Genomic DNA, 25,003 nt, shown 5'->3' on the forward strand with positions numbered 1-25,003 from the left:
ACATGAAAACCGCTTCCCTGAACCACGTCTATCGCCTCGTCTGGAACGAGATCACCCAATCATTTATAGCCGTGTGCGAACACACCCGTGCCCGGGGCAAGCGCAGCCGTGCCGGCCAACTGGCGGCCGTGGCGATCGTGCTCGCCGGGGGGCTGCAAGGTGCCCATGCACAGCAGGCGCCACCGGTCAATGTCTTGCCTGGCCAGGGCCAGATCGCTGCGGGGCAAGGTCAGATCCAGCAGGGCCTGAACCAGACCACCATCCAGCAGCGCAGCAGCCGCCTGATCATCAACTGGGACAGCTTCAATGTGGGCGCGGACGCCCGTGTGCAGTTCTTGCAGCCGGGTCACGACAGCATCGCCTTGAACCGCGTCACCGGAGGAACGGCGTCGAGCATCTTTGGTCAGATGGCGGCCAATGGCCAGGTCTGGCTGCTCAACCCTGCGGGCATCGTGTTCGGCCAGGGGGCCAGCGTCGATGTGGGCGGGCTGGTGGCTTCGTCATTGGCTCTGAGTGACGCCGACTTCCTGTCAGGTCGCTATGCCTTCCAAGGGCGCTCGGGTGGGGCGGTGGTGAACCAGGGGCGCCTCACGTCTCAAGGGGGCTATATCGCCTTGTTGGGGCCTCAAGTGAGCAACACCGGCACCCTTCAAGCGCAGCAAGGTCATGTGGCCTTGGCGGCCGGGGAGGCCGTCACCCTGAGCCTGGGCGGCGACGATCTGCTGGGCGTGCGCGTGGACCGCGCCGCCGTGCACGCCTTGGTTCAAAACCATGGACACCTCCAGGCGGATGGTGGGGTGGTCACCCTGACCGCCCGCGGCGCGAATGCGCTGATGAGCGAGGTCATCAACACCAGCGGCGTCATCGAGGCGCGAGGCTTGAGCGCTCAGGGCGGCCGCATTGTGCTCGATGGTGGCAATGAAGCCGGGACTGTGGTCGTACGTGGCACGCTGGATGCCTCGGCGGGGCAAGGTCAAGGAGGCGAGATCAGCATCACCGGGCAGCACATCCGTTTGCAAGGCCAGGCCTCTCTGGATGCTTCCGGGCGTGATGGTGGCGGCCGCATCCATGTGGGCGGCGGCTACCAGGGCAAGGATGGGCGCTTTGCGAATGCCACGTCCTTGCAGGTGGACGAGGGCGTGCGCGTGAATGCCCGCGCACAGCAAAGCGGTGACGGCGGCCGCGTGATCTTCTGGTCCGATGACCGCACCAGCTTTGCCGGGCAGATCGACATCCGTGGCGGCGATGTGGCGGGCAACGGTGGCCTGGCCGAGGTGTCCGGCAAGCAGCGCCTGGTGTACCAAGGGCGCACGAATGCGCTGGCCCAGCACGGCCAGACGGGGGATCTGTTGCTGGACCCGGCCACGATTTCCATCCAGGTGGGCAGCGCCACCGGCAACATCGGTGGCGACACTGTGACGGTGGCAGACCTGGAGGCACAGAACGCCAACGTGCTGTTGCAGGCCACGGGCAATGTCACCTTTGGTGACCTGTCGCTCAATGGCGGTGATGGCAAGTTGAGCATGGCCAACAACGTCAGCCTGCGGGTGGAGGCGGGAACCAGTGGCAGCGGCAGCATCAGTTTTGCCAACCCAGCCAACACCGTTGAGGTGTTTGGGACAGGCAGCATCATGATGGTGGCAGGCTCGACGGGGACAGGCTACCTGACCAATATTGGGAATCTGATTGCCCATGGGGCCGGTAGCAATCCGGGGACTTTGCCGACCCACACGGTGACCTCGGTGGGCAGCGGCACGCCGGGCGCAGGATCGGTCACCCTGTTTGCCGCCGATGGCTTGACGATCGCCGGGGCGATCACCACCAATGGAGGCTACGTCCGCTTGTGGGGCGATTCGGACAATGCTAGCGGGGGCGGTCTGACCTTGTCCTCGCCGATCACCACCAACGGCGGCAATCTGTACGTGTCGACCGGCACCAGTGCTGTCAATCTCAACAGCAACATGACGCTGGGCACCGGTCGCATCGTCTTCAAGGCGGATGGTAGCTACACGTCCGGCACCAAAGTGCTGGGCGGCACCTTGTCAGCCAGCGGCGATGTGGACATCGACACGGCCTTCCAGATGAACGCGGGCGCCAGCATCCTCACCGATGGCGTGATCCGCTTGTCGTCGACAGTCGACCTGAACACTGGGACCGGGGTGTTGACGCTGCGCGGCTCGGCCATTGACTTCACGGGCGCCATCTTGAATAACCTGAGCACGGCCTCCATGCGTCTGGAGCCGGCCGATGCCAGCGTCAACATGGTGCTGGGCGATGCCAATGGCTTTGCCTCGGCATCGACCTTGGCCAAACTTCCGGGGATCCGCAACCTGACCATCGGGCGCGAAGACGGTACGGGCACCATCAGTGTGCCGGCCGGAGGGTTCGCATTCAATGCCAACGGCACACTGGAGTTGGTCAATCGCACCGTCAACATCGGTGCTGTCGGTGACTCGACGGCCACGCTGACCAACACCAACGGCAACGTCACGATCACGAGTGACAATATCAACATCGTGCAGGCCGTTACCGCCAACGGTGGAAACGGCAAGGTGACCTTGCGCCAGCAAACCGCGGCCAATGAGCTGCGCCTGGGCAGTGGCTTGAGCAACAGCTCTGTGGGGAAGATCAACGCAGCGACCCTGGCGGTGGGGCGCGCCGATGGTGGCAATCTGGTGTTTGACAGCGACATCAGTACCACGGCCACCTCCGTGCACCTGCTCAGCGGCAACCGGGTCGAAGGGGTCAACGGTGGCGTATCAGCCAGCAATCTGGCGGTGACCGCTGGGGGCGGCGCCACCATCAGTGACAGCGCGTTCAACTTCACCACCCTGGCCGCCAGCCTGGGGGGCAGCTCTGACAGCAGCATCACCAGCAGCATTGCCGACTGGGGGCTGGGCACGGTGGACGGCGTGAGCGGTCTGGTTCGTCAGGCCGGTGCCACCGGCGCCGCGACCCTGACGGCGAGCAACACGCTCTCATTGAACGCCCCCATCAATTTCAACAACACCGCCACCACCTTGAACCTGCGGGCCACGACGCTCAACGCCAGCAGTGCCACAGTGAGCAACCAGACCCAGGCCACGGTCACCATGGACCGTGTGGGCCTGGGTGCGCTGACCGTTGGCGGCACAGCAGGCGCCATTCAGCAGGCATCGCTGGCACGCTTCAACAACGTCAGCAATCTGATTATCGGCAACACAAGCCGAGACCTGTCGGTGGTGGGGTCGGTCAGCGTGGGTGTGGGAAACCGGGTGACCCTGCAGGGCCAGACGGTCAATGGCATCAGTGGCGGCAATACCTTGATCGCCACGACGGGCTCGATGAAAGTGGAGGCGGCCCAGGGTGGGCTGAGTCTGGATGCGGCTGTCGGTGCGACGGCCGGCACCCTGATCCTGACCGACGGCGATGGTTCGGGCATCGGCGGTAGCGGCATCTTGACCGCCAACCAACTGGCTGTGCGCACGGCCGGGGTGGCCGACCTCGATGGCAGCACGCACCAGGTTGCTACGCTCGCAGCTGATGTTGGCAGCTTGACGTTCCGCAATGGTCGTGCCTTGACCGTAGGGAGTGTCGATGGCCTTGTAGGTGTGACCGCCGCCGGCACGGTGGATGTGCGCACCAGTGGTGCCACGAGCGATCTCACCCTGGCTCAGCGTGTCTCGGTCGGCAATGCTGGCAACGCCGCAGTGGGCATCTTGTTGGCCAGCAGCCGCAACTTCATCAACAACGTGGGCAGCAATGCCTTGCAGTTGGCCAACGGGGGTTGGCGCGTGTACTCCACGTCGCCGCTGGCGGACACGCGGGGTGGACTGATTTCGGACTTCAAGCAATACAACGCCACAACGGCCAGCACCGTGCTGGGCAGCGGCAACGGCTTCCTGTACAGCGTGGCACCCAGCTTGACGGCCGGCCTGACCGGTGTCACCAGCAAGATCTACGATGCCACCACAGCGGCCGGCCTGCTCGCGGGGAACTTCACGCTCAGCGGGGCCATTGACGGTGATGCCGTGGGGCTGAACCTGGCGGGCATGAGCGCGAGCTACAACAACAAGAACGTCGGGACAGCCAAGACCGTCACGGCGGATGGCCTGGCTTTGGCGGGCGCCAGCCAGGGCGGGGCTGCTGTGTATGGCTACCAGCTGGCCAGCACCAGCACCAGCGGTGCGATTGGGTCCATCACGCAACGCAGCATTGCGGTGAGCGATTTGGCTGCAGCCAGCAAGGTGTACGACGGCAACACCACAGCCAGCCTGGGTCTGGGCAACGCGATCGTTTCAGGTGACGCGGTGTCGTTGGCAGGAACAGGGCTGTTTGACACCAAGAACGTGGGCACGGGCAAAAACGTTACGGTCAGTGGCTTGAGCCTGTCGGGGGCCGATGCCAGCAACTACCAGTTGGCGACGACGTCGGGCAGCCTCAGTGCCAACATCACGCCCAAGACATTGACGGTGGGTGGCGCCACGGTGTCGAACAAGGTGTACGACGGCGGCACGGTGGCCACAGTGAGCGCGGTGGCCCTGACCGGTGTGGTCAGCGGAGACAGCGTAGGCACCAGTGCGACCGGGGCGTTCGACACCAAGAACGCGGGCATGGGCAAGACCGTGACCGTCAGCGGCGTGAGCCTGACGGGCGGCGATGCAGGCAACTACACGGTGTCGAGCACGACAACGAGTGGCTCGGCCAGCATCACGCCGAAGAGTCTGACGGTGGGCACGGCCACGGTGTCGGACAAGGTGTACGACGGCGGCACGGTGGCCACCGTGAGCGCGGTGGCCTTGAGCGGCGTGGTCAGCGGTGACAGCGTGGGCACCAGTGCGACCGGGGCGTTCGATACCAAGAACGTGGGTACAGGCAAGAGCGTGACCGTCAACGGCGTGAGCCTGACGGGCGGCGATGCGGGCAACTACACGGTGTCGAGCACGACGACGAGCGGCACGGCCAGCATCACGCCGAAAAATCTGACGGTGGGCACGGCCACGGTGTCGGACAAGGTGTACGACGGTGGCACGGTGGCAACCGTGAGCGCGGTGGCGCTGACTGGTGTGGTCAGCGGTGACAGCGTGGGCACCAGCGCCACCGGGGCGTTCGACACCAAGAACGCGGGCACGGGCAAGACCGTGACCGTCAGTGGCGTGAGTCTGACGGGCGGCGATGCGGGCAACTACACGGTGTCGAGCACAACGACGAGCGGCACGGCCAGCATCACGCCGAAGAGCCTGACGGTGGGCGGCACTGCCGTGGCCGACAAGACGTACGATGGGGCCTTGCCGGCCCAGGTCATCGGCATTTCATTGGCGGGTGTCGTCAGTGGCGACAACGTCGCGGCCACGGGCAGCGGGCTGTTCAGCGACCTGAATGTGGGCAAGGACAAGCTGGTGCTGGTGAGCAGCATCGCGCTCAATGGTGCGGATGCCGGCAATTACCAACTGGTCGCCACCACCACCGAGGGTCGAGCCGACATCAATCCGGCACCGAGCACCCCGGGGGTCACCGCGCTGCTCATCACCGACGGCGGTGGCAATGGAACTGCCACTGGCACACAGTATGTCAGCGGCAACACCGGTGGCGCGGACAGTGGGTTCTCATCTACCCAGACGCAAGCTGTGCCGGTCAGCCTCAGCGTGCCGTACGCCACGCTCCTTGGTGGCAGTGCGGTCTCCGCGAACGCGGGGGCGGTCGATGCCGCTGCGGTGCTGGACATGGGTTCCTTGTTGAGCCATCAGGGTACGGCCAGCTTGCTCCTGGTTGGGCAGGGAAGTCAGTCAGCCGTCACGACCGTGGTGCCGCTCTACCGCGCGGACGCCGATCGTGGCAATGCCTTGCAGACGCTGGGCCAGTATGTTGTGACCGATGCGGGCGATCGGGTGGCGCTGGCGCCGACTGTCAGGGGCTCGTCGCAACTGCCGGGCATGACACAGACGGTGACGCGGTCGACGCAGTCGAACATGCCGCTTGGCAATGGTCAGAGTGCGGTGATCCGTGTGTCTTTGCTGGCAGATGGCACGCTGGTCCTTGCCCTGCCCGTTGATGTCGTCGGAATCTCTGCAGAAACCGTGTCGGTTTACGGGTTGGCGCTGGCCAAGCTGGACCTGGGCGTTTCCTTGCGCCAGGTGAGGGCGGTGGTTTTGACGCCGGACGCATCCACCCAGGCGGAGGAGAAAAAGGCGAAAATTTGAGCACCAGTCGTTCAGCTGGATGCATGATTTTCGCACTCAAGGACAAGCCCGGCCTCAGGCCGCGACCCCGAACAAAGCCCCCACCCCGGCCGTCAAGGCCATGGCCAGGGCACCCCAGAAGGTCACCCGCCAGGCGGCTTTCCCCATCGGCGCTCCGCCGGCGCGGCCGGACAGCGCGCCCAACAGGGCCAGGAACAGCAGCGAGCTGCCCGCCACCGCCCACAGGATGGCCGACGCCGGTGCCAGCAGCACCACCAGCAGCGGCAGGACCGCGCCCACCGCAAACGTGGCGGCCGAGGCCAGGGCGGCTTGCACCGGGCGCGCCGCCAGGGTGTCGGAGATGCCCAGCTCGTCCCGCGCGTGCGCGCCCAAGGCGTCGTGGCGCATCAACTGGGTGGCCACCTGGGCGGCCAGGGCGGGCTCCAGGCCGCGTTTGACGTAAATGCTCGTCAGCTCGGCTTGTTCGTGGTTGGGGTCACTGGCCAGCTCCTCTCGCTCGCGCGCCAGGTCGGCCTGCTCGGTGTCGGCTTGCGAGCTGACCGACACATACTCGCCAGCGGCCATCGACATGGCGCCCGCCACCAGGCCGGCCACGCCCGCGACCAAGATGGCTTTGGCGTCGGCACCGGCCGCCGCCACCCCCAGCACCAGGCTCGCGGTGGAGACGATGCCATCGTTGGCCCCCAGCACGGCGGCGCGCAGCCAGCCAATGCGGTGAGTTCGGTGTCCTTCGGTGTGTCGCATGGGGTGCCTTCCTCGTTTGTGCCTGATGGGCTGCCGGGGCCCGGTGGGTGTGGAGGGTGCCACGGCAGCGTTGGGGCTTGATTGTGCGCCGCCCTCACTCCACCGACATCGCCCGCCATACGATGTTGAAAAACTCGTCGAACTGCTCGGTCAGCGGGCGGCGCTCGCCGCGCACGATGTGCATCAGGATCACGCGGCCGATGATGCCCATGAACACGTCCAGCAGCACCTTGGAGGACACGCTGTGGTTGAGCACCCCGCGCGCCTGCCCATCCTTGAGCACCCCGCGAAACGCGCCCATCAACTCGGCGCTCTCGTAGATGCCGATCTGATTGTGGCGGGACACCGGCACGGCAGTGAACAGCAGCAGGATCACGGCGGGGTGCTTGTCCATGTAGTCCACCGTCACCCACAGGGTCTTGCGCAGGCGCTCGCGGGCATCGTCAATGCCTTGCAGGTGGTCGAGCATGCGCTCGGCCAGGCGCCCCAGCATCACGTCGAGCATCGCGTACACCAGCACCTCCTTGCTGCCGAAGTACTTGTAGATCGTCTGCAAGGACACGTGGGCGGTGCGCGCCACATCCATCAGGCTGACCTCGTGGAAATCGCGCTGCGAGAACAGGCTCAGCACCGCGTTCTCGATGCGCTGCAGCGTGTCGGCGCGCATGGTTGCCAGCATGGCGCGGCGCTCGGCGTGGGTGCGGGGTGGAGGGGGGCTGGCAGCGGGCTCAGACATGAGGAATCCATCTTTCCAAACAGGTAATTCATATTACCAAATGAACGATCATTCGCCGAATCAGGCGCAATCCTCTTGCCTTGTCAGGCGGCCTTGATCAACATGAGATATCTGCCGCAGACGCGATGCCAAAAGGCATTCCATGCGACACGACGACAGAATGTGTCGTTCAGGATGTCTGTTCTACGGGTTTCCACCAACGGTAATTGAAGTTACCGTTAAGGGTCTGAAGGGAAGGCGTCGCGTCATGCGGTTCGCGCACCCACGTGTACGTGCCCGTACACGCCACCTCAGGAGACCCCATGCCCATTCAGAACTTCGAATCCACCTGGATGACCGACGAGCACAAGATGCTGCTGGAGTCGGCCACGCGCTTCTTCAAAGAACAGTGGGGTCCGAAGGACGAAGCCTGGCGCGCCCAGGGCATGATGGACCGCGAGGCTTGGCGCGAGGCTGGCGCCAACGGATTCCTGTGCGCCTCGATGCCGGAAGAGTACGGCGGCGCGGGCGGCGACTTCGGCCACGAGGCCGCGCTGATCCTGGCGCAGGCCGCCGCCGGTCAGTCCGGTTTCGGTGGTTCGCTGCACTCGGGCATCGTCGCGCCTTACATCCTGCACTACGGCACCGAAGAGCAGAAAAAGCGCTGGTTGCCCAAGATGGCCTCGGGCGAGCTGATCGGCGCCATCGCCATGACCGAGCCCGGCACCGGCTCCGACCTGCAGGGCGTGCGCACCTCGGCCGTGCTCGACGGTGACAGCTACAAGATCAACGGCAGCAAGACCTTCATCACCAACGGTCAGCTCGCCAACCTCATCGTCGTGGTCTGCAAGACCGACAAGAGCAAGGGTGCGCAAGGCATCTCGCTGTTGATGGTCGAGACCGATGAGGTCACCGGCTTCCGCCGCGGCCGCAACCTCGACAAGATCGGCATGGATGCGCAGGACACCTCCGAGCTGTTCTTCGACGACGTGGTGGTGCCCAAGGAGAACCTGCTGGGCCTGCAAGAAGGCATGGGCTTCTTCCAGCTGATGCAGGAGCTGCCGCAAGAGCGCCTGATCGTGGCCGTCGGCGGCGTGGGCGCGATGGAGCTCGCCATGCAGGAAACCCTGGCCTACACAAAGGACCGTCAGGCCTTTGGCAAGCCCATCTTCAACTTCCAGAACACCCGCTTCACGCTGGCCGAATGCCAGGCCCTCTTGATGGCCTCGCGCGCCATGGTGGACGCGGCCATGGTGTCTCACCTCAAGGGCGAGCTGGGCGTGGAGCGCGCCGCGCTGCTCAAGTACTGGATCACCGACCAGCAGTGCAAGCTGATCGACGAGTGCCTGCAGCTCTTTGGCGGCTACGGCTACATGAAGGAGTACGTGATCGCCCGCCTGTATGCCGACGCCCGCGTGCAGCGCATCTACGGCGGCACCAACGAAATCATGAAGGAGCTCGCGAGCCGTTTCCTGTGATCTGACGGTCGCGTCATCCAGCCATCTTTGAGGAACCTTCCATGATCGAAGCGTATATCTACGACACCGTGCGCACGCCGCGCGGCAAGGGCAAGAAAGACGGCAGCCTGCACCAGGCCACCCCCGTGTGGCTGCTGCGCACGCTGCTGCAGGCGCTGCAACAACGCCACCACCTCGACACCGCGCTGGTCGATGACGTGGTGCTGGGCTGCGTCACGCCGGTGGGTGAGCAGGGCGCCGACATCGCGCGCACCGCCGTGCTCGATGCCGGCTGGGCCGAGTCGGTCGCGGGCGTCACGCTGTCGCGCTTTTGCGCCTCGGGCCTGGAAGCCGTGAACCTGGCCGCCGCCAAGATCATGTCCGGCATGGAAGACATGGTGGTCGCAGGCGGCGTCGAGTCCATGAGCCGCTGGCCCATGGGCAGCGACGGCGGTGCTTGGGCCATGGACCCACGCGTCAACACCGCGCTGAGCTTCATCCCGCAGGGCGTCAGCGCCGACCTGATCGCCATGCTCGAAGGCTTCAGCCGCTCGGACCTGGACGCCTTCGCCGCCGAGTCGCACCGCCGCGCTGCCGCTGCGCAGGCCGCTGGCCACTTCGACCGCTCGGTCGTGCCCGTCACCGACCTCAATGGCCGCACGATGCTGGCGAAGGACGAAACCATCCGCCCCGGCACCTCGGTCGAATCGCTGTCCAAGCTCATGCCCTCGTTCGAGATGATGGGCACCATGGGCTTTGACGCCACCGCGCTCGACAAGTACACCACCATCGAGAAGATCCAGCACGTGCACCACGCCGGCAACTCCTCGGGCATCGTCGATGGCGCGGCCCTGGTGCTGCTGGGCAGCAAGGAAGCAGGCCTCAAGGCCGGCCTCAAGCCACGTGCCAAGGTGCGCATGTGCTCGGTCATCGGCTCCGAGCCCACCATCATGCTGACCGGACCCACGCCCGCTTGCCTGAAAGCGCTGGGCAAGGCCCGCATGCAGGCCAGCGACATCGACCTGTGGGAAATCAATGAGGCCTTCGCCACCGTGCCGATGAAGACCGCGCGCGACCTGGGCGTCTCGCTCGACCGCGTCAACGTCAACGGCGGCGCCATCGCGCTGGGCCACCCGCTGGGTGCCACCGGCGCCTTGATCTTGGGCACCGCCCTGGATGAGCTGGAGCGCACCGGCAAGGCCACCGCGCTGGCCTCGCTGTGCATCGGTGCCGGCATGGGCATCGCCACCATCATCGAACGCGTCTGATCGGGAGGCCTCGCACCATGACCGCATCCACCACATCCCCAGCTTTCACCCTCGCCATCGACGCCGACGGCATCGGCCTGGTCACCATCGACATGCCCGGCCGGGCCATGAACGTGCTGAACCCGACGCTGACCGCGCCCTTCGCCGAACTTGTCCAACGCCTGGAAACCGACGCCGCCCTCAAGGGCCTGGTCATCACCTCGGGCAAGTCCACCTTCATCGTCGGTGCCGACATCGACCAGCTCACGCAAATCACCTCGGCCGACGAGGCCTACGAGCTGTGCGAAAGCCTCAAGGGCATGCTGCGCCGCATGGAAAAGTGCGGCAAGCCGGTCGTCGCCGCGCTCAATGGCACCGCCCTGGGCGGGGGCCTGGAGCTGGCACTGGCCTGCCACGCCCGCATCGCGCTCGACGACCCCAAGCTCAAGCTCGGTCTGCCCGAAGTCAAGCTGGGCCTGCTGCCCGGTGGCGGCGGCACCCAGCGCGTGCCGCGCCTGATCGGCATCCAGAAGAGCATGGAGCTGATCACCCAGGGCAAGGAGCTGACGGCGGCCAAGGCCAAGGAAATGGGCCTGGTCACCGACCTGGCAGGCTCACGCGATGAGCTCATCGCCAAGGCCAAGGCCTGGTGCCTGGCCAACCCGAAGGCCGCCGCACCGTGGGACACCAAGGGCTTCCGCATCCCCGGCGGCGACAGCAAGAGCCCGGCCGTGGTGCAGGTGCTGGCCATTGCCCCGTCGATGGCCAACGCCAAGGCGCACGGCAACTACCCCGCGCTCACCCACATCATGAGCTGCCTGTTCGAGGGCTGTCTGCTGGACTTCGATGCCGCCTCGCAGGTCGAGTCGCGCTACTTCGCTGCTTGCGTCGTCTCGCAGGTGTCCAAGAACATGATTGGCACGCTGTGGCACCAGCTCAACTCCATCAAGAAGGGACAGTCCCGCCCGAAAGGCATCGCCGAAGGCAAGGTCAAAAAGGTCGGCATCCTGGGCGCCGGCATGATGGGCGCGGGCATCGCCTATGTGTCGGCCAAGGTCGGCATCGACGTGGTGCTGCTCGACACCACCCAAGAGAACGCCGACAAGGGCAAGGCCTATTCGCAAGGCATCCTCGACAAGGCCATCTCTCGCGGTCGCAGCACCGCCGAGAAGCGCGATGCGCTGCTGGCCCGCATCCAGACCACGACCTCGTACGACGACCTCAAGGGCTGTGACCTCGTGGTCGAGGCCGTGTTCGAAGACCGTGACATCAAGGCCGCCTGCACGCAAAAGACCGAAGCCGTCATCGCGCCCGATGCGGTGTTCGCGTCCAACACCTCGACCTTGCCCATCACCGGTCTGGCCAAGGCCAGCGTACGCCCGGCCAACTTCATCGGTCTGCACTTCTTCTCGCCTGTCGACAAGATGCCGCTGGTCGAGATCATCGTGGGGGCCGACACGTCGGACGAGACCCTGGCGCGTGGTTTTGACTACGTGCTGCAGATCGGCAAGACGCCCATCGTGGTCAACGACAAGCGCGGTTTCTACACCTCGCGCGTGTTCGCCACCTATGTGATGGAAGGCCTGGCCATGGTGGCCGAAGGCGTGCACCCGCGCTCGGTGGAAGTGGCTGGCATGAAGGCGGGCATGCCCATGCCGCCGCTGGCCCTGCAGGATGAGGTCTCGCTGAGCCTGTCGCTGCACATCTCGGCCCAGACCCGCAAGGACCTGACCGCCGAAGGCATCGACTACCCGGCCCACCCTGGCGAGGCCGTGCTGCAAGAGGTGTGTGGCGTGCGGGGCCGCGTTGGCAAGAAGAGCGGCCAGGGCCTGTACGACTACCAGGGCAAGGACAAGACCCTGTGGCCTGGCCTGCTGGAGATCTATCCACCCAAGGCCGCGCAACCCAGCCAGCAGGACATCATCGACCGCCTGATGTTCATCCAGGCCAACGAAGCCGCGCGCTGCTACGAGGAAAACGTGGTGCGTTCGGTGGCCGACACCAACATCGGCTCCATCTTCGGCTGGGGCTTTGCGCCCCACCAGGGCGGTGCGCTGCAGTTCATCAACGCGATGGGGGCGCAGGCTTTTGTGGCCCGCTCCCGCGAGCTGGCGCAGCGCCATGGCGCTCGCTTCGAGCCTGCGGCCATCGTGGTGAAGATGGCCCAAGAGGGCGGCCGCTTCGAGGATGTGCTGTGAGCTCTGCCCGCGGCGCGGCAGCCAGCCCGGTGGCCTCCACCGGGCCCGGCGCGACGGGCTTGAGCGGGCTGCTGAGCGGCTTGCGCGTGATCGACCTCACGCGCAACCTGCCGGGGCCCTTCAGTACCCGCATGCTGGCCGACCTGGGGGCCGATCTCCTCAAGGTCGAGCCGCCCGAGGGCGACCCTGCGAGGGCCCTGGGTTCGCTGTTTGACAAGCTGAACCACGGCAAGACCTGCCGCCACATCGATTTTCGGCAGGCCGATGACCTGGAGCAGTTGCGCGACTGGCTGGCCACCGCCGACGTGATGGTCGACAGCTTTCGCCCGGGTGTCCTCGCGGCCATGGGGCTGGATGCCGCCACCTTGCACGCCCGCAACCCGCGGCTGGTCATGGTGTCCATCACCGGTTATGGCCAGACCGGTCCCTGGGCGAGCAAGGCCGGACACGACCTCAACTTCATGGCGATCTCAGGCGCACTCGATCAGATGCGCGCACCCGATGGCGCCCTGGCCCAGTCCAATGTGCAGTGGGGCGACCTGGCTGGCGGCAGCGCCATGGCCACCATCGCCATCCTGGCGGCGGTGTTCGCGGCGCAGCGCACGGGCCAGGGCCGCCACATCGACGTCAGCATGACGCACGGCCTGCACGCGCACCTGGTCATGCCCCGCTCCACCGCAGCCCTGCTGGCGCCCATGCTGGGCCACCGCCCGGGCGCCGGCGAAGACATGCTCAACGGCGGCCTGCCTTGCTACAGCCTCTACCGCACGGCCGACGACCGTCACCTGGCCGTGGGGGCGCTGGAACACAAGTTCTGGCGTGCCGCCTGCGAGGTGTTCGGGCGCGCGGACTGGACCGACCGACATTGGCAGCGGGGCGCCCTGCCTGGCACCCCGGACGCTTTGGCGCTACGCGATGAAGTCGCTGCGCTGGTGGCGTCTCAGCCCTTGGCGGTGTGGGCCGAGCGATTCGCCGAAGCCGATGCTTGCGTGACCCCGGTGCTCACCCTGGCCGAGGCCGAGGATCACCCGCTGTTTGCGGGCGACGCCGGCACGCAACCCTGGCACGCCGTGACCGGAGGCTGACGCGGCGTTACGGCCCGTTGCACAATCACCCCATCAGGGGGGCGTCCCCGCGCAGCCCGCCCTCCTAGACTCCCTGACAAACGAATTTCATCCAGGGACACCATGATTTTGTCGGGCCGACCCGGTCAACTGGCCGGCATGCCGGGGCTGCCGCCATTGCCATCTTCTGCCGCGCCGCTGTGGCGCGCGCTGGTGGCTGCCTGGCACACCGACACCCGTCTTTACCGTCTCACATCGGCCAGCCGTGAACGTGCGCTGCCTGGCGACCTGATGGTCGAGAGCTTCACGCTCCACGATGCCGTCTCAGAGCCCTTTTCCCTCTACGTCAACACGCTGGTGCTCGACGCCCATGTCGAGCTCAAACAGCTGTATGCCCGTCCCATCACCTTGCTGACCACGTTGGCCGATGGCAGCCTGGCACGCCGCAGCGGCTACGTGACCGAAGCCTGGTCCCTGCAAAGCGACGGCGGCCTGGCCCGCAAGGCCTTGTTGGTGCGCCCCTGGATCGCGCTGCTCGGCCACAGTCTGCAAAGCCGCGTCTGGCAAGACAAAAGCGTGATCGAGATCGTCGAAGACGTGTTCGCCGACCACGCTGGCATCGCGGCTTGGCACTGGGACGAGGACGTGCCCACCTACGTTGCCCAGGGGCTGTCTGCTCGCAACGGTGGTCGGCGCAGCTACTGCGTGCAGTACCGCGAAACCGATCTGGCTTTTGTTCAGCGCCTGTTGGCCGAAGAAGGCATTGGCTGGCGGGTGGAAGAAGACGAGGCGGCGCCAGGCGGCCACCGCGTCGTCTTTTTCGTGGACAGCAGCCGCCAACCGCAAGACTTCACCAGCCAAAGCAGCCTGGGCGGGCATGGCATCCGCTTTCACGGCAGCAGCAGCCAGGAGGCGCAAGACAGCATCCAGGCCCTGGCCGCGCTGCGCGAGCTGGGCCCCACCGCCACCGTGGTGCAAGGCTGGGACTACAAGGCCAACGCCGCCATCAGCGCGGAGGTGCCCACGGCACACCACTGGGGGGGCACCGAAGCCAGCAGCCTGCAGGGCTGGCTGAGCAGCTACGACCCCAGCGGCGACTTCCTCTGGGGCACCGCCGCCGAGGCCCAGTTTGCCGCCACCCGCCTGCAGGAAGCGCTGGAGGCCCGCTACAAACGCTGGTTGGGCCGTGGCACGGTGCGCACCCTGCGGGCAGGCACCTGGGCCACCGTCACCCAGTCCACCCTCGATCCCCTGGCGCAGTTCGGTCAAGCCGAGGGTGACAAGGATTTCTTCTTCACCCGCGTGCACGCCCTGGGCATCAACAACCTGCCCAAGGACCTGAGCGAGGCGATTGCCCGCAGCCTCGGCGATGCCGAGTTGCCCGTGCCAGACGACATACGGGGCTCGTCGGCTGGCGATGTGGGCGAGGCGGTGGCCGACACCGATGCCTTGCGCGAGCGTGCCCAACGCACAGGCTATGCCTGCCAATTCGAGGCGCTGCGCCGTAAGGTACTCTGGCGTCCCGTGCTGCTTGACGACACCGGGGCCCGGCCACGCCCGCGCCCGACGGCGCTGGGCCCGCAAACGGCCATCGTCGTGGGCCCCCAGGGGCAGACCAGTCCCCAAGGGGCCGACGAACTTCACACCGATGCGCTGGGCCGCATCAAGGTGAAGTTTCATTGGCAAGCCAACCCCTTTGCCCCGCAGCGCGCCAACAGCGACCACAGTTGCTGGGTGCGGGTGGTGCAGCGCGCCGCCACGGCGGGCGGTGGGCATCAGTTCATCCCCCGCATCGGGCAGGAGGTGCTGGTGGGCTTCCTGGGCAACGACATCGACCGGCCGGTGGTCATCGCCAGCCTCTACAACGGTCGGGGGGCGTCGGGCGTGCCGGCCACCCCAGGCGGTGCAGCCGCAGCGTCAGACACGGCCGCCCTGGCCGAGTCCGCCGACCATCGCCCCAGCAGCCAGATGAACCAGGTCAACAGCGGCAGCGGTGGCCACAGCCCGGCTTGGCATGGTGCAGCTCCCGGGGCCGCCACTGAAGGCAGCCCGGGCCAGGCGAACGCCGCCGCACTCAGTGGCGTCAAGAGCAAGGAATTTGGGGGCAACGGCCACAACCAGCTCGTGCTCGACGACACGCCCGAGCAACTGCGCACCCAGCTGCACAGCACCCAGCATCAGACCTGGCTGCAAATGGGGCACCTGCTGCACCAGGCCGACAACCACCGCGGCAGCTTCCGGGGCCAGGGCTTTGAGCTGCGCACCGATGCCTGGGGTGGCCTGCGCGCCGCGCGCGGTGTGATGCTCACCACCTTTGGCCTGCGCAACGGACTGGGGCAAACGCCTGAGCCGGCCGGAGACAACGCGCCCGGCATGGCCTTGGCCAAACAAGCTCAGCAGCTGAGTCAGACCTTTCACCAGGCGGCCACCACGCACCAGACCGTCGGCGTGGCGACAGCGGTGGGCAGCCAGCAAGCCGGCCAAAGCGCCTTGGACGACCAGGCAGCACCCGCTGCGGCCTTGACCAAGAGCCTGAGCGGCATGGTCAGCCACACCAGCTTGCCCAACGCCCAGGCCGATGCGGCCGCCAAGCTCACACAAGGAGGTGCCGACAAGGTGCCTCACAGCGCTGACCCGGACATCGCCCTCGTTGGCAAGGCCGGCATCGGATTGACCGCCGGACAGGACTTGCACCTGAGCAGCGGCGACACAACCCAGATCGCCAGCGGGCAAGACACCCACTGGGCGGTAGGGGGGCAGGCGCGGGTTCAGACCGGGCAGGCCATTGGCGTGCTGGCTGGGGCCATCCAGCCCGGTGGCGAAGCGGCGGGCAAAGGCCTGACGATGATCGCCGCCCAAGGCCCCATCGACTTGCAGGCGCAGGCCGGGCCTGCGCAGGTGGCCGCCAAGCAAACGCTGGAGTTGAAGACGGCCAGTGGGGTTGTCAACATCGCCGCGGCCAAGAAGGTCGTGCTGGCGGTGTCGGGTGGGGCGAGCATCACCATCGAAGGGGGGCAGTTCACGGCGCAGTGTCCGGGGAAGATCACGGTGAAGGCTGGGAAGAAACCGATGGTGGGGCCCGGAACAATGGGGTGGAGCTTTCCGGCCATGCCCAGGACTGTTTGCGTCGAGTGCTTGCGCAAAGCCATGGCTTCTGGTAGCCCAGTCGCTGCACTGAATTGAGAAGGTCGCCCGGATGTCCGTATCAAGAAAATGTCTGAGCTACGCCTTGTCTCACCATTCGAAAACCATCTGGAAAGAAGATGAGGCAGGTGGGTTGGCGTTGATCGACGCTGGACAGATCAATGGGTTGGCTATGCGCCTACGCAAACTGTATCCGCCGGAGAAATGCTTCTTGCTGTACGAGGGCACTTTTGCAGAAAACGTGGCCGAGCTTTCTCCGATGTTGGTGGAGTTGAGCTCAGACCCACATCAATTGGCACTGGAGTTGCGTGATCTGGACGGGCTGTGCGCAAGCTTGCCCATCCTGACATTGATTCAGACACACAAGAGTACCGCTCAATGGCTGCGGCACCTTCGCTCCTTGCTGCGTCTTCAAATGGATGGTTCCGAATACTTATGGCGCTTCGCAGACACGCAGATGCTGCAAGCAACCAGCATGATCATGACCCCAGAGCAGCGCATCGCGGTATTTGGTGGGTGTCGATCATGGTGGATCGTGACGGCTGATGGCACACCCAAAGACATGGCGTTCTCGACCGCCAAACTAAATGCTGAAACCACTCAGCCTCTGCGGTTAGATGCCAGCCAGGAGCATGCACTGTTGGCCCAGATCGCCCCCTTTATGCTGGCAAGCCAGTTGAGGTCAATGGACGCGCGTTTCAAAAATGAACTCACCCACGCAGAGCAAAGCACCTTCTCAGCGAAGTGCATCGAAGATGCGAGAGGCGAGTTCCTTGATGAGGACACAGAGCTGCTGTCCTGGGCATTGTCGAAATGGCAAGAGGTTCCCCATGCCCAAGACTGACATCTCTCTCATGCGTGCACATGTCATGTTCATGCTGCTTTGCCTGGTCGCTGCGCTGGTCGGCTGCAAGCCGGTCACACCCATGACCAACGTCGGTGCGTCTGCGTCATCCGCTCATGCCAATCAGGCAGGCGATGCGAACAGTTCGGTTATGAGCGACAGCGTCAACTACATGCACGACAGGGGGGTGAAGTACACCCTGTATGACTTGTCCACCACCCCTCCAACGGCCATTGGTGGATCGATCGTGGACATGCTGGGCACTGGCGGTGAAAAAGGCTGCTGCCTCAGTCTTCCCAAAACCTGGCGGCCAGGCATCAAGTTACGTCTGGTCTGGGATGAAGCCGACCGGCAGCAAACCTACCCCGAGAAATACGCCCGCGACTTTGAAGTACCCAAGTACGACGAGCCCGCTGATCTGTACGTGGTGTTCTACCCAAAGAACGAGGTCGAAATCGTGGTCTCCAAGGGAGAGCCTGGTCATCCAGACTGGAAAGGTCGTGTCAAGGAAACGCCCTGGGAAAGCTGTCTGGCTCACCTTGAGCGCAAGGTCTGCAAGCGAGCTACTGCGAGGATTTTTGATACGAACGCTAAAGGCTATTGCGCCTACACGAAGGATGCTGATTATCCAAAGGAAAACTACGACGGGGAACTGCTCTGCGCGGCAGCCATGCATCAGTGCATGCAGGACTATGAGGATGAGCCTTTCTGCAAAGGCATTCTGTGGGGGCCAAGAAAAAAATGAATGTGCGCTTTTCAGAACCGTGCCGATCCAGCCACTTGACCTTCTCGGCGCGGAACAAGATATTAGCAACGTCAATTACCTTGATGGCCGCACCCAAAAAGAACTCGCCCTGACCTGCCAGAAAGACATCTTCATCGGCGTCTTCTTCGACGGCACCAACAACAACAAATTCCGCGACACGCCAGGCTTCGTGTGCCAGGAAATACCGCATCTCCAATGACGATAATTACATCACTCGGTCCTGCGCCGATTCTGCCTGTGCGCGGACTTGCCGTGCTCGTGCTGCTTTGCTTGGTTACTCTGCTGGTTGGTTGCAAGCCAGTCACACCCATGACCAGCGTCGGGGCGTCTGCGTCATCCGCTCCTGCCAATCAGGCAGGCGATGCGAACAGTTCGGTCATGAGCGACAGCGTTAACTACATGCACGACCGGGGTGTGAAGTACACCTTGTATGACTTGTCCACCACCCCTCCAACGGCCATTGGTGGATCGATCGTGGACATGCTGGGCACTGGCGGTGAAAAAGGCTGCTGCCTCAGTCTTCCCAAAACCTGGCGACCAGGCATCAAGTTACGTCTGGTTTGGGATGAAGCCGACCGGCAGCAAACCTACCCCGAGAAATACACCCGCGACTTTGAAGTACCCAAGTACGACGAGCCCGCTGATCTGTACGTGGTGTTCTACCCAAAGAACGAGGTCGAAATCGTGGTCTCCAAGGGAGAGCCAGGTCATCCGGACTGGAAAGGTCGCGTCAAGGAAACGCCCTGGGAAAGTTGTCTGGCGCACCATGACCGTAAGGTCTGCAAGGCCGCTTTGCCCGTCTATGGAGGCTTGAGTTGGGATGAAATGCAGGGATATTGCACATACATCAAAGAAGAGAAAGAGGACATGCAGAACTGCGATTCCGCTCTGATTCAGTGCATACGCAACTACGAAGACGAAGAGCGATGTAATAAAGCGCTGTTTGGGGAGCGGAAAAAATGAATGTGCGTTTTTCGGAAAGCTCTCGTGAAAGCCCGCTTGAGTTGATGGGGCCAGAGATCAAAGTATTTAATGACAGTGTGACGGACGGCCGCACCCAAAAAGAACTCGCCCTGACCTGCCAGAAAGACATCTTCATCGGCGTCTTCTTCGACGGCACCAACAACAACAAATTCCGCGACACGCCAGGATTCGCGCACAGCAACGTGGCACGTCTGTACGAGGTTTACCCCGGCACCAATGCCGCTCAAACCCCACCGACTCTGTTGCCCAAGGTCAAACCCAATGGCAGCAAGGAAGCGAGACCGGTCTTTGCCGACAAGTCGTTCAAGTCCCCATCGGTGCCTGCGGACGACCAGCCCTACTACCGCAAGATCTACATACCTGGGTTAGGCACACCAATGCCTGATATCCGGGATACCGGTACGGGGCTGCAAAAAGCCGGTGGTCTCGCAACTGCCCTGCTGGGACAGGCGCGGCTGGATTGGGCCTTGCTGCAGTTTGTCAATCAGCTTCATGCTGCAGTGTTCAGAACGCCTCTACACGCCACGGTGGACCTGGGGCAGTTGTACCAACGCAAGACCACTGAGGCTCAGGTGCCCGCGTGGTTGAAGACGCTGGGCATCCATGGGTTGGTCGCGAGCATGGCCCAGCAGCAGCTCAAGAATGCCTGGGACAGCTACGCTCAAACCACAGGGACGTATGATTCCACCGCTTTCAACAGGTTGCTCGACAGTTACGTTCAGAAGCTATCTGCTGCCCTCAAGGCGCGTGGCACCAGCAAGCCAGATCTGCGCAAAATCCGCTTGTCGGTGTTTGGCTTCTCTCGGGGGGCAGCAGAAGCGCGAGCGTGGGTGAACATGTTGAGCAACCGCTGGGGAGGTGCCTTGGCGGGCATCCCTCTGCAGGTCGATTTCTTGGGCATCTTCGACACGGTCGCTTCGGTCGGCTTGGCACATTCGACACCGCCTGTGTTTGGTCAACAATTTGATGGCCACGGAGCCTGGTCAGAGGGCCAGAACATGGTGGTACCTCCCCACGTCAAGCGCTGTGTGCACCTGGTTGCCGCGTTTGAAATCCGTGGCTCGTTTCCCTTGGATTCAATCTGCCAGGGTGGTGTCCTGCCCGCGAACTGCAAGGAAATCGTTTACCCAGGTGTCCATTCTGATGTCGGCGGCGGCTACCCCCCGGATGATCAAGGCCGCGCCTTGGGTGGCGCTCAGGGCGATCCGCTCAAGCCGTCGCAAATTGCACTGGCGCAAATGTACCGGGAGGCACGTATGGCGGGCGTTCCTTTGGCACCACCCAATGCCATGTTGGACTACCAAAAGACTAACTTCGCGATTTCTCCCAAGCTGCGCGAAGACTTCAATGCATACGTCGCTGCCACGCGCACAGGCAGCGTGCCGCCTACCCAAGGTAAAGGGCAACAAGCTTTTGCCAGCATGTTCCCGACCGAAACACAGCCACGCGGTGAGTTGCACCGTGTGATGCGTCACCACTATGGCTTCTTGCTTCGTTGGCGAAAAGCCCAGATGAACCGACCGGGCGGTGCCAGCGCGTTGCCGGGTTTGATGGCCAGCCCCAGCGTTTCGAAATATCAGGACATCGAAGACATTCGAGGCGCTGAGCAAGAGTTGCGCAAAGAAATCATCTTCCTGGAAAGCAAGGACCCCAAGAAATTTGATGTCATCGATGACACATTTTTTGATAAGGTATTTAGCTGGGCTAGCATCGTCTCGAATGTTGCCGGCGTCAGTCGAATCCCCCCAGCTCAGCTGTTGGCACTGAGCTCGACGGCATTGACTTGGGACTTGAAGTCCGCCTTGCGCGCCGTGATGCAGGAGAAGCAGCAGCAGTGGGATACGTGGTTGCATGCCGAATGGGCAAGTCATTCAACCAATGCCCTGCCCGCAGCCGCCGCGCATTGGTTTGAACACTACGTCCATGATTCCCGCGCCTGGTTCAAGCCGTTCATGCGCTCAGATGTTGAAAGTATGGTGCCGGACGATGAGGCTTGGTTCGTTTTTGGCGAGCGCGAAAAGGACTTCAAAATTCAGATGAAAGCAGCCGAAGATCGTATCGCTGACGCCCGAGATTCAGGTGAGAAGAAGGCCTTGGCTGAAGCAGAAAAGAGCTTTCAGAGATTGAAGCAAGATGGGCAACCCTTGCTCATGGGGGGGCGAGAGCCATATCGATTATGGGGGTACGTCCGGCATCGGCGTATTTTTCAGGCAGGGCAACTCAACGATCCCGGCTATCGCAGCAGGCAAGCTGCCATTGAGCGAGAAGAAGAAGACCGAGTTCGAGAGAGAGCGCGTATCGACCGAATCGCCAAAGAGAACGCCCGCCATGAAGAAAAGATGCGCAGCCTCATGGCGCGTGACGCTGAAGTGCGGGCAGACTCAAGGTTGCCGTCCCACAAGAAGGATGAGTTCACTGAGGGCACCCGTGCTCAAATTGCACGAGAGAAGCGCGAGCATGCAGAGAGCATTGCTCAGATTGAGCGCACGACGACGCCGAGTAAATGAGTTGGTGTTAGAGCAGAGGATGATGCGGGCGGCGTCCCATCCGCCAATGACGTTGGTATTGCGCACAATCACCCCTCCATGCCCCGGGGGCCGCAGTTACAGATACTGGGCCGATCTTTCTTATGCCTCAACTTCTGCGTGTCGCACATACTCGCAAGACACTGTTCCTAGGCTTGATCGTCATCGCGCTGGTGATCATGGTGGTTGGTGCGTATGGCGTTCAACGCCACTTCTTTCCCAGAGATACCCGCATGACCATCACTGCCACACCCGACATGGCCGGCCTGAGGCCCGATGCCGCCTTCACCTGCGCCAAAGAAGCTGACCGCATTCCCCCGCGAGATCCTGAAGCCGAGCAGCTTTACCAACATGCCCGGTGGCTGCGGCGCAACAACCTGCTCAAGGACGATCCAGCCGTCTACCCGGCCATCGAGCGCTTGGTGCGAATTGCGACCGCACATGGGCACGACAAAGCCAACCTGGCCCTGCGCGGTATGCTCAAAAACGGCCAAGCCCAAAGCCCCAACCCCATAAAAGAGAGCGTTGATCTGGTCGAAGACATGATTCAGCGCGGCATCCCTGGCGGCTACTACGACATGGGCAACTACCTCATGCAGGGCTACGGCGTGGTCGGCGACTTTGATCTTGGCAAGCGCTACTACCGCAAGGCCGCAGACTTGGGTAGCCCTGATGCGCAGTATCTGATTGGAGACAAACTCATTGACACAAGGTATCAACCGCCCGAGGTGGTGGGGATCGGTCTGCAGATGCTGCGCTGTGCAGCAGAGCAAGGTCACAAAGAGGCAGCCTTGGGCCTTGGCGTCTACATTTACGAAGAAAAGCCAAAGGAGGCCATGGAGGCATACCAGTGGGGCGCCAAGGCAGGTCATGCTCAATCTGCGAGTCGGCTGGCCAAAGGATTCAAACTTGTAGACCCCGCGGAAATTGGATACTTGGGCGTGGAGCCTGACCTTGAGCGTGCGAGGCGCTACAAGATCATTTGGGATTTCCTTGCCGACTACGACTATCTCGACCCCAAAGTCCCCGAGATCGACGAGATCGTGCCCTTGCCCCCGACCCAGCTGCCACCATGGGACGGCAAGTTCAAGTGGCTGGAGGAGCACAAGGCCAACGTGCCGCCGCCTTTGCCAACTGAGAAGCGCATCGAGGAGATGGCACGGTCCAAGGGTCTCGACCCCAAGACAGGGCGGCCTGTGAGTGCGCGCAAGTAAGCGTCTCTGTGACACGATCAGCCCGCAAGGCGCAGACGAGCGCTACACCGACCGCCTGGGCCGCATCAAGGTGAAGTTTCACTGGCAAGCCAACCCCTTTGCACCGCAGCGCGCCAACACCTTTGCAAGGAAGTTGAGATTGGACCTGTGGGAAAAGCATCTCGGTTTTCACATCAAGGCCGGTGATGGGAGCGTTGTGCAGTCAGGTAGAAGCGAGTTCTCTGCCGCAATACAGATGCCTGCTGCGGGCGAAACAATCGAAATGCTTCAAGACTTGGCTGCAAGCAACGAGAGGCAATATACAAAGATATTCAATTTTGTGCCCGTTGGTTTCTCGAGGGAGCATAACGGCAGCTTATGGCCTACATTGCCTGCCGCGCAAAGACGTGACGAAGACGCTGCCAAACAGGCGGCTTCCGAGATGCCCTTTAGTGAAGATTTTTGGCTCAGGCCGTTTGCTGATGCAATGAATAATGATGGCGTGAAGGGATTCTTCTGCCGTCTCCCAAGCTATTGGACGTTTGAAGAAAACAATCATCCAGCGGGCATGAGCATCAAGGCGTTGTCTGACGCCAATCAACACATTCATTCGGATCCCCATTCAGTGGGGGTAAGCCATGCAGCTTAAGGCCTTTGTCCTCACAATCGCGGCGCTCTTGAGTGCCATGCTCGCCGAGTCGCACGCCACCAATCTCAGAATTTTCTCTGGCAAGAATGAGCGCGCTGCGCAGCCCTCCGTTTGTCTTGGCCTGCTGGCCATCCAAGTGCCGGGTTCCGTGATCATGGGCGAGTCCACCAAAAAGGTACTCGCCAATCCTGGCGGGGCCGGCTTTCAGAGGATGGGTACGCAACTGCCTGGCTATCCACTCTCGACTCATGGCGCGCGCGTTGCAGTGTGGAATCTGGAGGAGCTTGGGACGAATCACAAACAGTCTGTCGCCGAGATCAAGTCCGAAGGCGAGGAGTTTGTGCAACGGTCTCGAACGCTGAAATATGGATGGTTGGAGCACGACTACAAGGACATGGTGAAGTTTCTCCAAGACCAAGAGAGAAAAAATCCTGGGGCAGCGAGCTACGTTCAGAATAATTTAGCGATGTGGGGACGACGGGCTGCGGAAGTACGTTCTTCGATTGCCGCAACCGGCACGGCCACCCTTCCGTCAGCGGCTCCACCCACCGGCTTTGCCTATCGGTGGGGCAATAACTTCGCCGCAGGTTTCCAAGACCCCAAGGACAAGCGTATTCGGATCATCACGGGCGCTGTCAGCCGCCCTGAGCTGGGAGTGCAGGCCGCCGCTCACGAGTGGCAGTCCTTTCATGGCCGCTTCAGCAGCCGCCGACCTGAAGAGTTGCCCCGGCAACCAGGGGTGTGCACCGCCTTTGGCTTTGTGGCCGATGATCCGCAAGACCCCACGAAGGGCGACTACAGCCTGGACATTCCCTTCTTCGTCAAGGCGCAGCCCAACCTCGTGTTTGAGCTGGAGACCTGGATGGTGCGAGCTGAATCCAAGCCTCGTCCTGACATCCGTGATGGTGGCGACCCGCACGTTCTCACCGCCGAAGACCTCAGTCGCTCATCGGGCGTGGGGTTCTTGAGCGGCATCATCAACATGGCTGGCATCAGCCACAGCTACGGCCCGATCTATGTGAACGTGGCGGGCCAGGTGGGGCGCATCATCGGCAGACGCTATGCCAAAGACAGCGGGATGGACGTCACCTATGAGTTCGAGTTCATGGCCCACGGTGTGCCTGGGCAGCTTGACAAGCCGTATATCAAGCTGACGATGGCAGGCGTGTTGCCTGGGAAATACCGTACTGCCATTGGCAATAAGCAGCCACCGAAGTTCAAGGAGGCAGAGGAGGTATTTCGCAAGATGGTCGGCTCCATGCGCTTGCACTCGCCTGTCTCGCCTGCGCACTGA

At 63.1% G+C, this 25,003-nt stretch carries 16 protein-coding genes; 14 read left to right on the forward strand and 2 right to left on the reverse strand.

What is annotated here, in order from left to right:
* Positions 1 to 2 precede the first annotated feature (2 nt).
* Entirely contained in the window at positions 3 to 6,179 is a 6,177-nt protein-coding gene (locus AC3WW4_RS02145; protein ID WP_488826750.1) for a YDG domain-containing protein, read from the forward strand.
* Between the two features lie 54 nt (positions 6,180 to 6,233).
* Here the strand turns inward: AC3WW4_RS02145 and AC3WW4_RS02150 are convergent, their stop codons facing one another.
* Together AC3WW4_RS02150 and AC3WW4_RS02155 are read right to left on the reverse strand one after the other, a co-directional pair.
* On the reverse strand, positions 6,234 to 6,923 hold the full coding sequence (locus AC3WW4_RS02150; RefSeq protein WP_488826751.1) for a VIT1/CCC1 transporter family protein: 690 nt from the start codon (positions 6,921 to 6,923) through the stop codon (positions 6,234 to 6,236).
* 94 nt (positions 6,924 to 7,017) lie between these two features.
* Positions 7,018 to 7,659 carry a TetR/AcrR family transcriptional regulator gene (locus AC3WW4_RS02155; protein ID WP_488826752.1) on the reverse strand — a complete coding sequence of 214 codons (642 nt, stop codon included), beginning with the start codon at positions 7,657 to 7,659 and terminating at the stop codon, positions 7,018 to 7,020.
* Between the two features lie 302 nt (positions 7,660 to 7,961).
* Between AC3WW4_RS02155 and AC3WW4_RS02160 the strand changes: the two genes are divergently transcribed.
* The 13 genes from AC3WW4_RS02160 to AC3WW4_RS02220 all read left to right on the forward strand — a co-directional run bounded on the left by AC3WW4_RS02160 (position 7,962) and on the right by AC3WW4_RS02220 (position 25,003).
* Positions 7,962 to 9,116: an acyl-CoA dehydrogenase family protein gene (locus AC3WW4_RS02160; RefSeq protein ID WP_488826753.1), complete on the forward strand. Its 1,155-nt coding sequence runs from the start codon at positions 7,962 to 7,964 to the stop codon at positions 9,114 to 9,116.
* A 41-nt stretch (positions 9,117 to 9,157) separates the two neighbouring features.
* Positions 9,158 to 10,363 (forward strand): acetyl-CoA C-acetyltransferase, encoded by a 1,206-nt coding sequence (locus tag AC3WW4_RS02165; protein ID WP_488826754.1) that lies wholly within the window; start codon positions 9,158 to 9,160, stop codon positions 10,361 to 10,363.
* 17 nt (positions 10,364 to 10,380) lie between these two features.
* The gene (locus AC3WW4_RS02170) at positions 10,381 to 12,540 is read left to right on the forward strand and encodes a 3-hydroxyacyl-CoA dehydrogenase NAD-binding domain-containing protein (protein WP_488826755.1); all 2,160 of its coding nucleotides are present in this window, start codon (positions 10,381 to 10,383) and stop codon (positions 12,538 to 12,540) included.
* Positions 12,537 to 13,625, forward strand: a complete 1,089-nt coding sequence (locus tag AC3WW4_RS02175; protein WP_488826756.1) for a CaiB/BaiF CoA transferase family protein — start codon at positions 12,537 to 12,539, stop codon at positions 13,623 to 13,625. Before AC3WW4_RS02170 ends, AC3WW4_RS02175 begins: the two co-directional genes overlap by 4 nt.
* 102 nt (positions 13,626 to 13,727) lie before the next feature.
* Positions 13,728 to 16,787: a type VI secretion system Vgr family protein gene (locus AC3WW4_RS02180; protein ID WP_488826757.1), complete on the forward strand. Its 3,060-nt coding sequence runs from the start codon at positions 13,728 to 13,730 to the stop codon at positions 16,785 to 16,787.
* Between the two features lie 46 nt (positions 16,788 to 16,833).
* Complete coding sequence (locus AC3WW4_RS02185) at positions 16,834 to 17,592, forward strand: DUF4123 domain-containing protein (RefSeq protein ID WP_488826758.1); 759 nt, start codon at positions 16,834 to 16,836, stop codon at positions 17,590 to 17,592.
* The gene (locus AC3WW4_RS02190; RefSeq protein WP_488826759.1) at positions 17,579 to 18,337 is read left to right on the forward strand and encodes a DUF3304 domain-containing protein; all 759 of its coding nucleotides are present in this window, start codon (positions 17,579 to 17,581) and stop codon (positions 18,335 to 18,337) included. The genes AC3WW4_RS02185 and AC3WW4_RS02190 overlap by 14 nt, the downstream gene beginning before the upstream one ends.
* On the forward strand, positions 18,291 to 18,557 hold the full coding sequence (locus tag AC3WW4_RS02195; protein ID WP_488826760.1) for a hypothetical protein: 267 nt from the start codon (positions 18,291 to 18,293) through the stop codon (positions 18,555 to 18,557). The genes AC3WW4_RS02190 and AC3WW4_RS02195 overlap by 47 nt, the downstream gene beginning before the upstream one ends.
* Before the next feature lie 179 nt (positions 18,558 to 18,736).
* The gene (locus AC3WW4_RS02200; protein ID WP_488826761.1) at positions 18,737 to 19,321 is read left to right on the forward strand and encodes a DUF3304 domain-containing protein; all 585 of its coding nucleotides are present in this window, start codon (positions 18,737 to 18,739) and stop codon (positions 19,319 to 19,321) included.
* On the forward strand, positions 19,318 to 21,849 hold the full coding sequence (locus AC3WW4_RS02205) for a T6SS phospholipase effector Tle1-like catalytic domain-containing protein (RefSeq protein WP_488826762.1): 2,532 nt from the start codon (positions 19,318 to 19,320) through the stop codon (positions 21,847 to 21,849). Before AC3WW4_RS02200 ends, AC3WW4_RS02205 begins: the two co-directional genes overlap by 4 nt.
* 173 nt (positions 21,850 to 22,022) lie before the next feature.
* Positions 22,023 to 23,081, forward strand: coding sequence for an SEL1-like repeat protein (locus AC3WW4_RS02210; RefSeq protein WP_488826763.1), 1,059 nt, complete (start codon positions 22,023 to 22,025; stop codon positions 23,079 to 23,081).
* On the forward strand, positions 23,068 to 23,709 hold the full coding sequence (locus AC3WW4_RS02215; RefSeq protein WP_488826764.1) for a hypothetical protein: 642 nt from the start codon (positions 23,068 to 23,070) through the stop codon (positions 23,707 to 23,709). The genes AC3WW4_RS02210 and AC3WW4_RS02215 overlap by 14 nt, the downstream gene beginning before the upstream one ends.
* Positions 23,699 to 25,003, forward strand: a complete 1,305-nt coding sequence (locus AC3WW4_RS02220; RefSeq protein ID WP_488826765.1) for a hypothetical protein — start codon at positions 23,699 to 23,701, stop codon at positions 25,001 to 25,003. Before AC3WW4_RS02215 ends, AC3WW4_RS02220 begins: the two co-directional genes overlap by 11 nt.

The sequence above is a fragment of the Aquabacterium sp. TM01 genome (assembly GCF_057808345.1).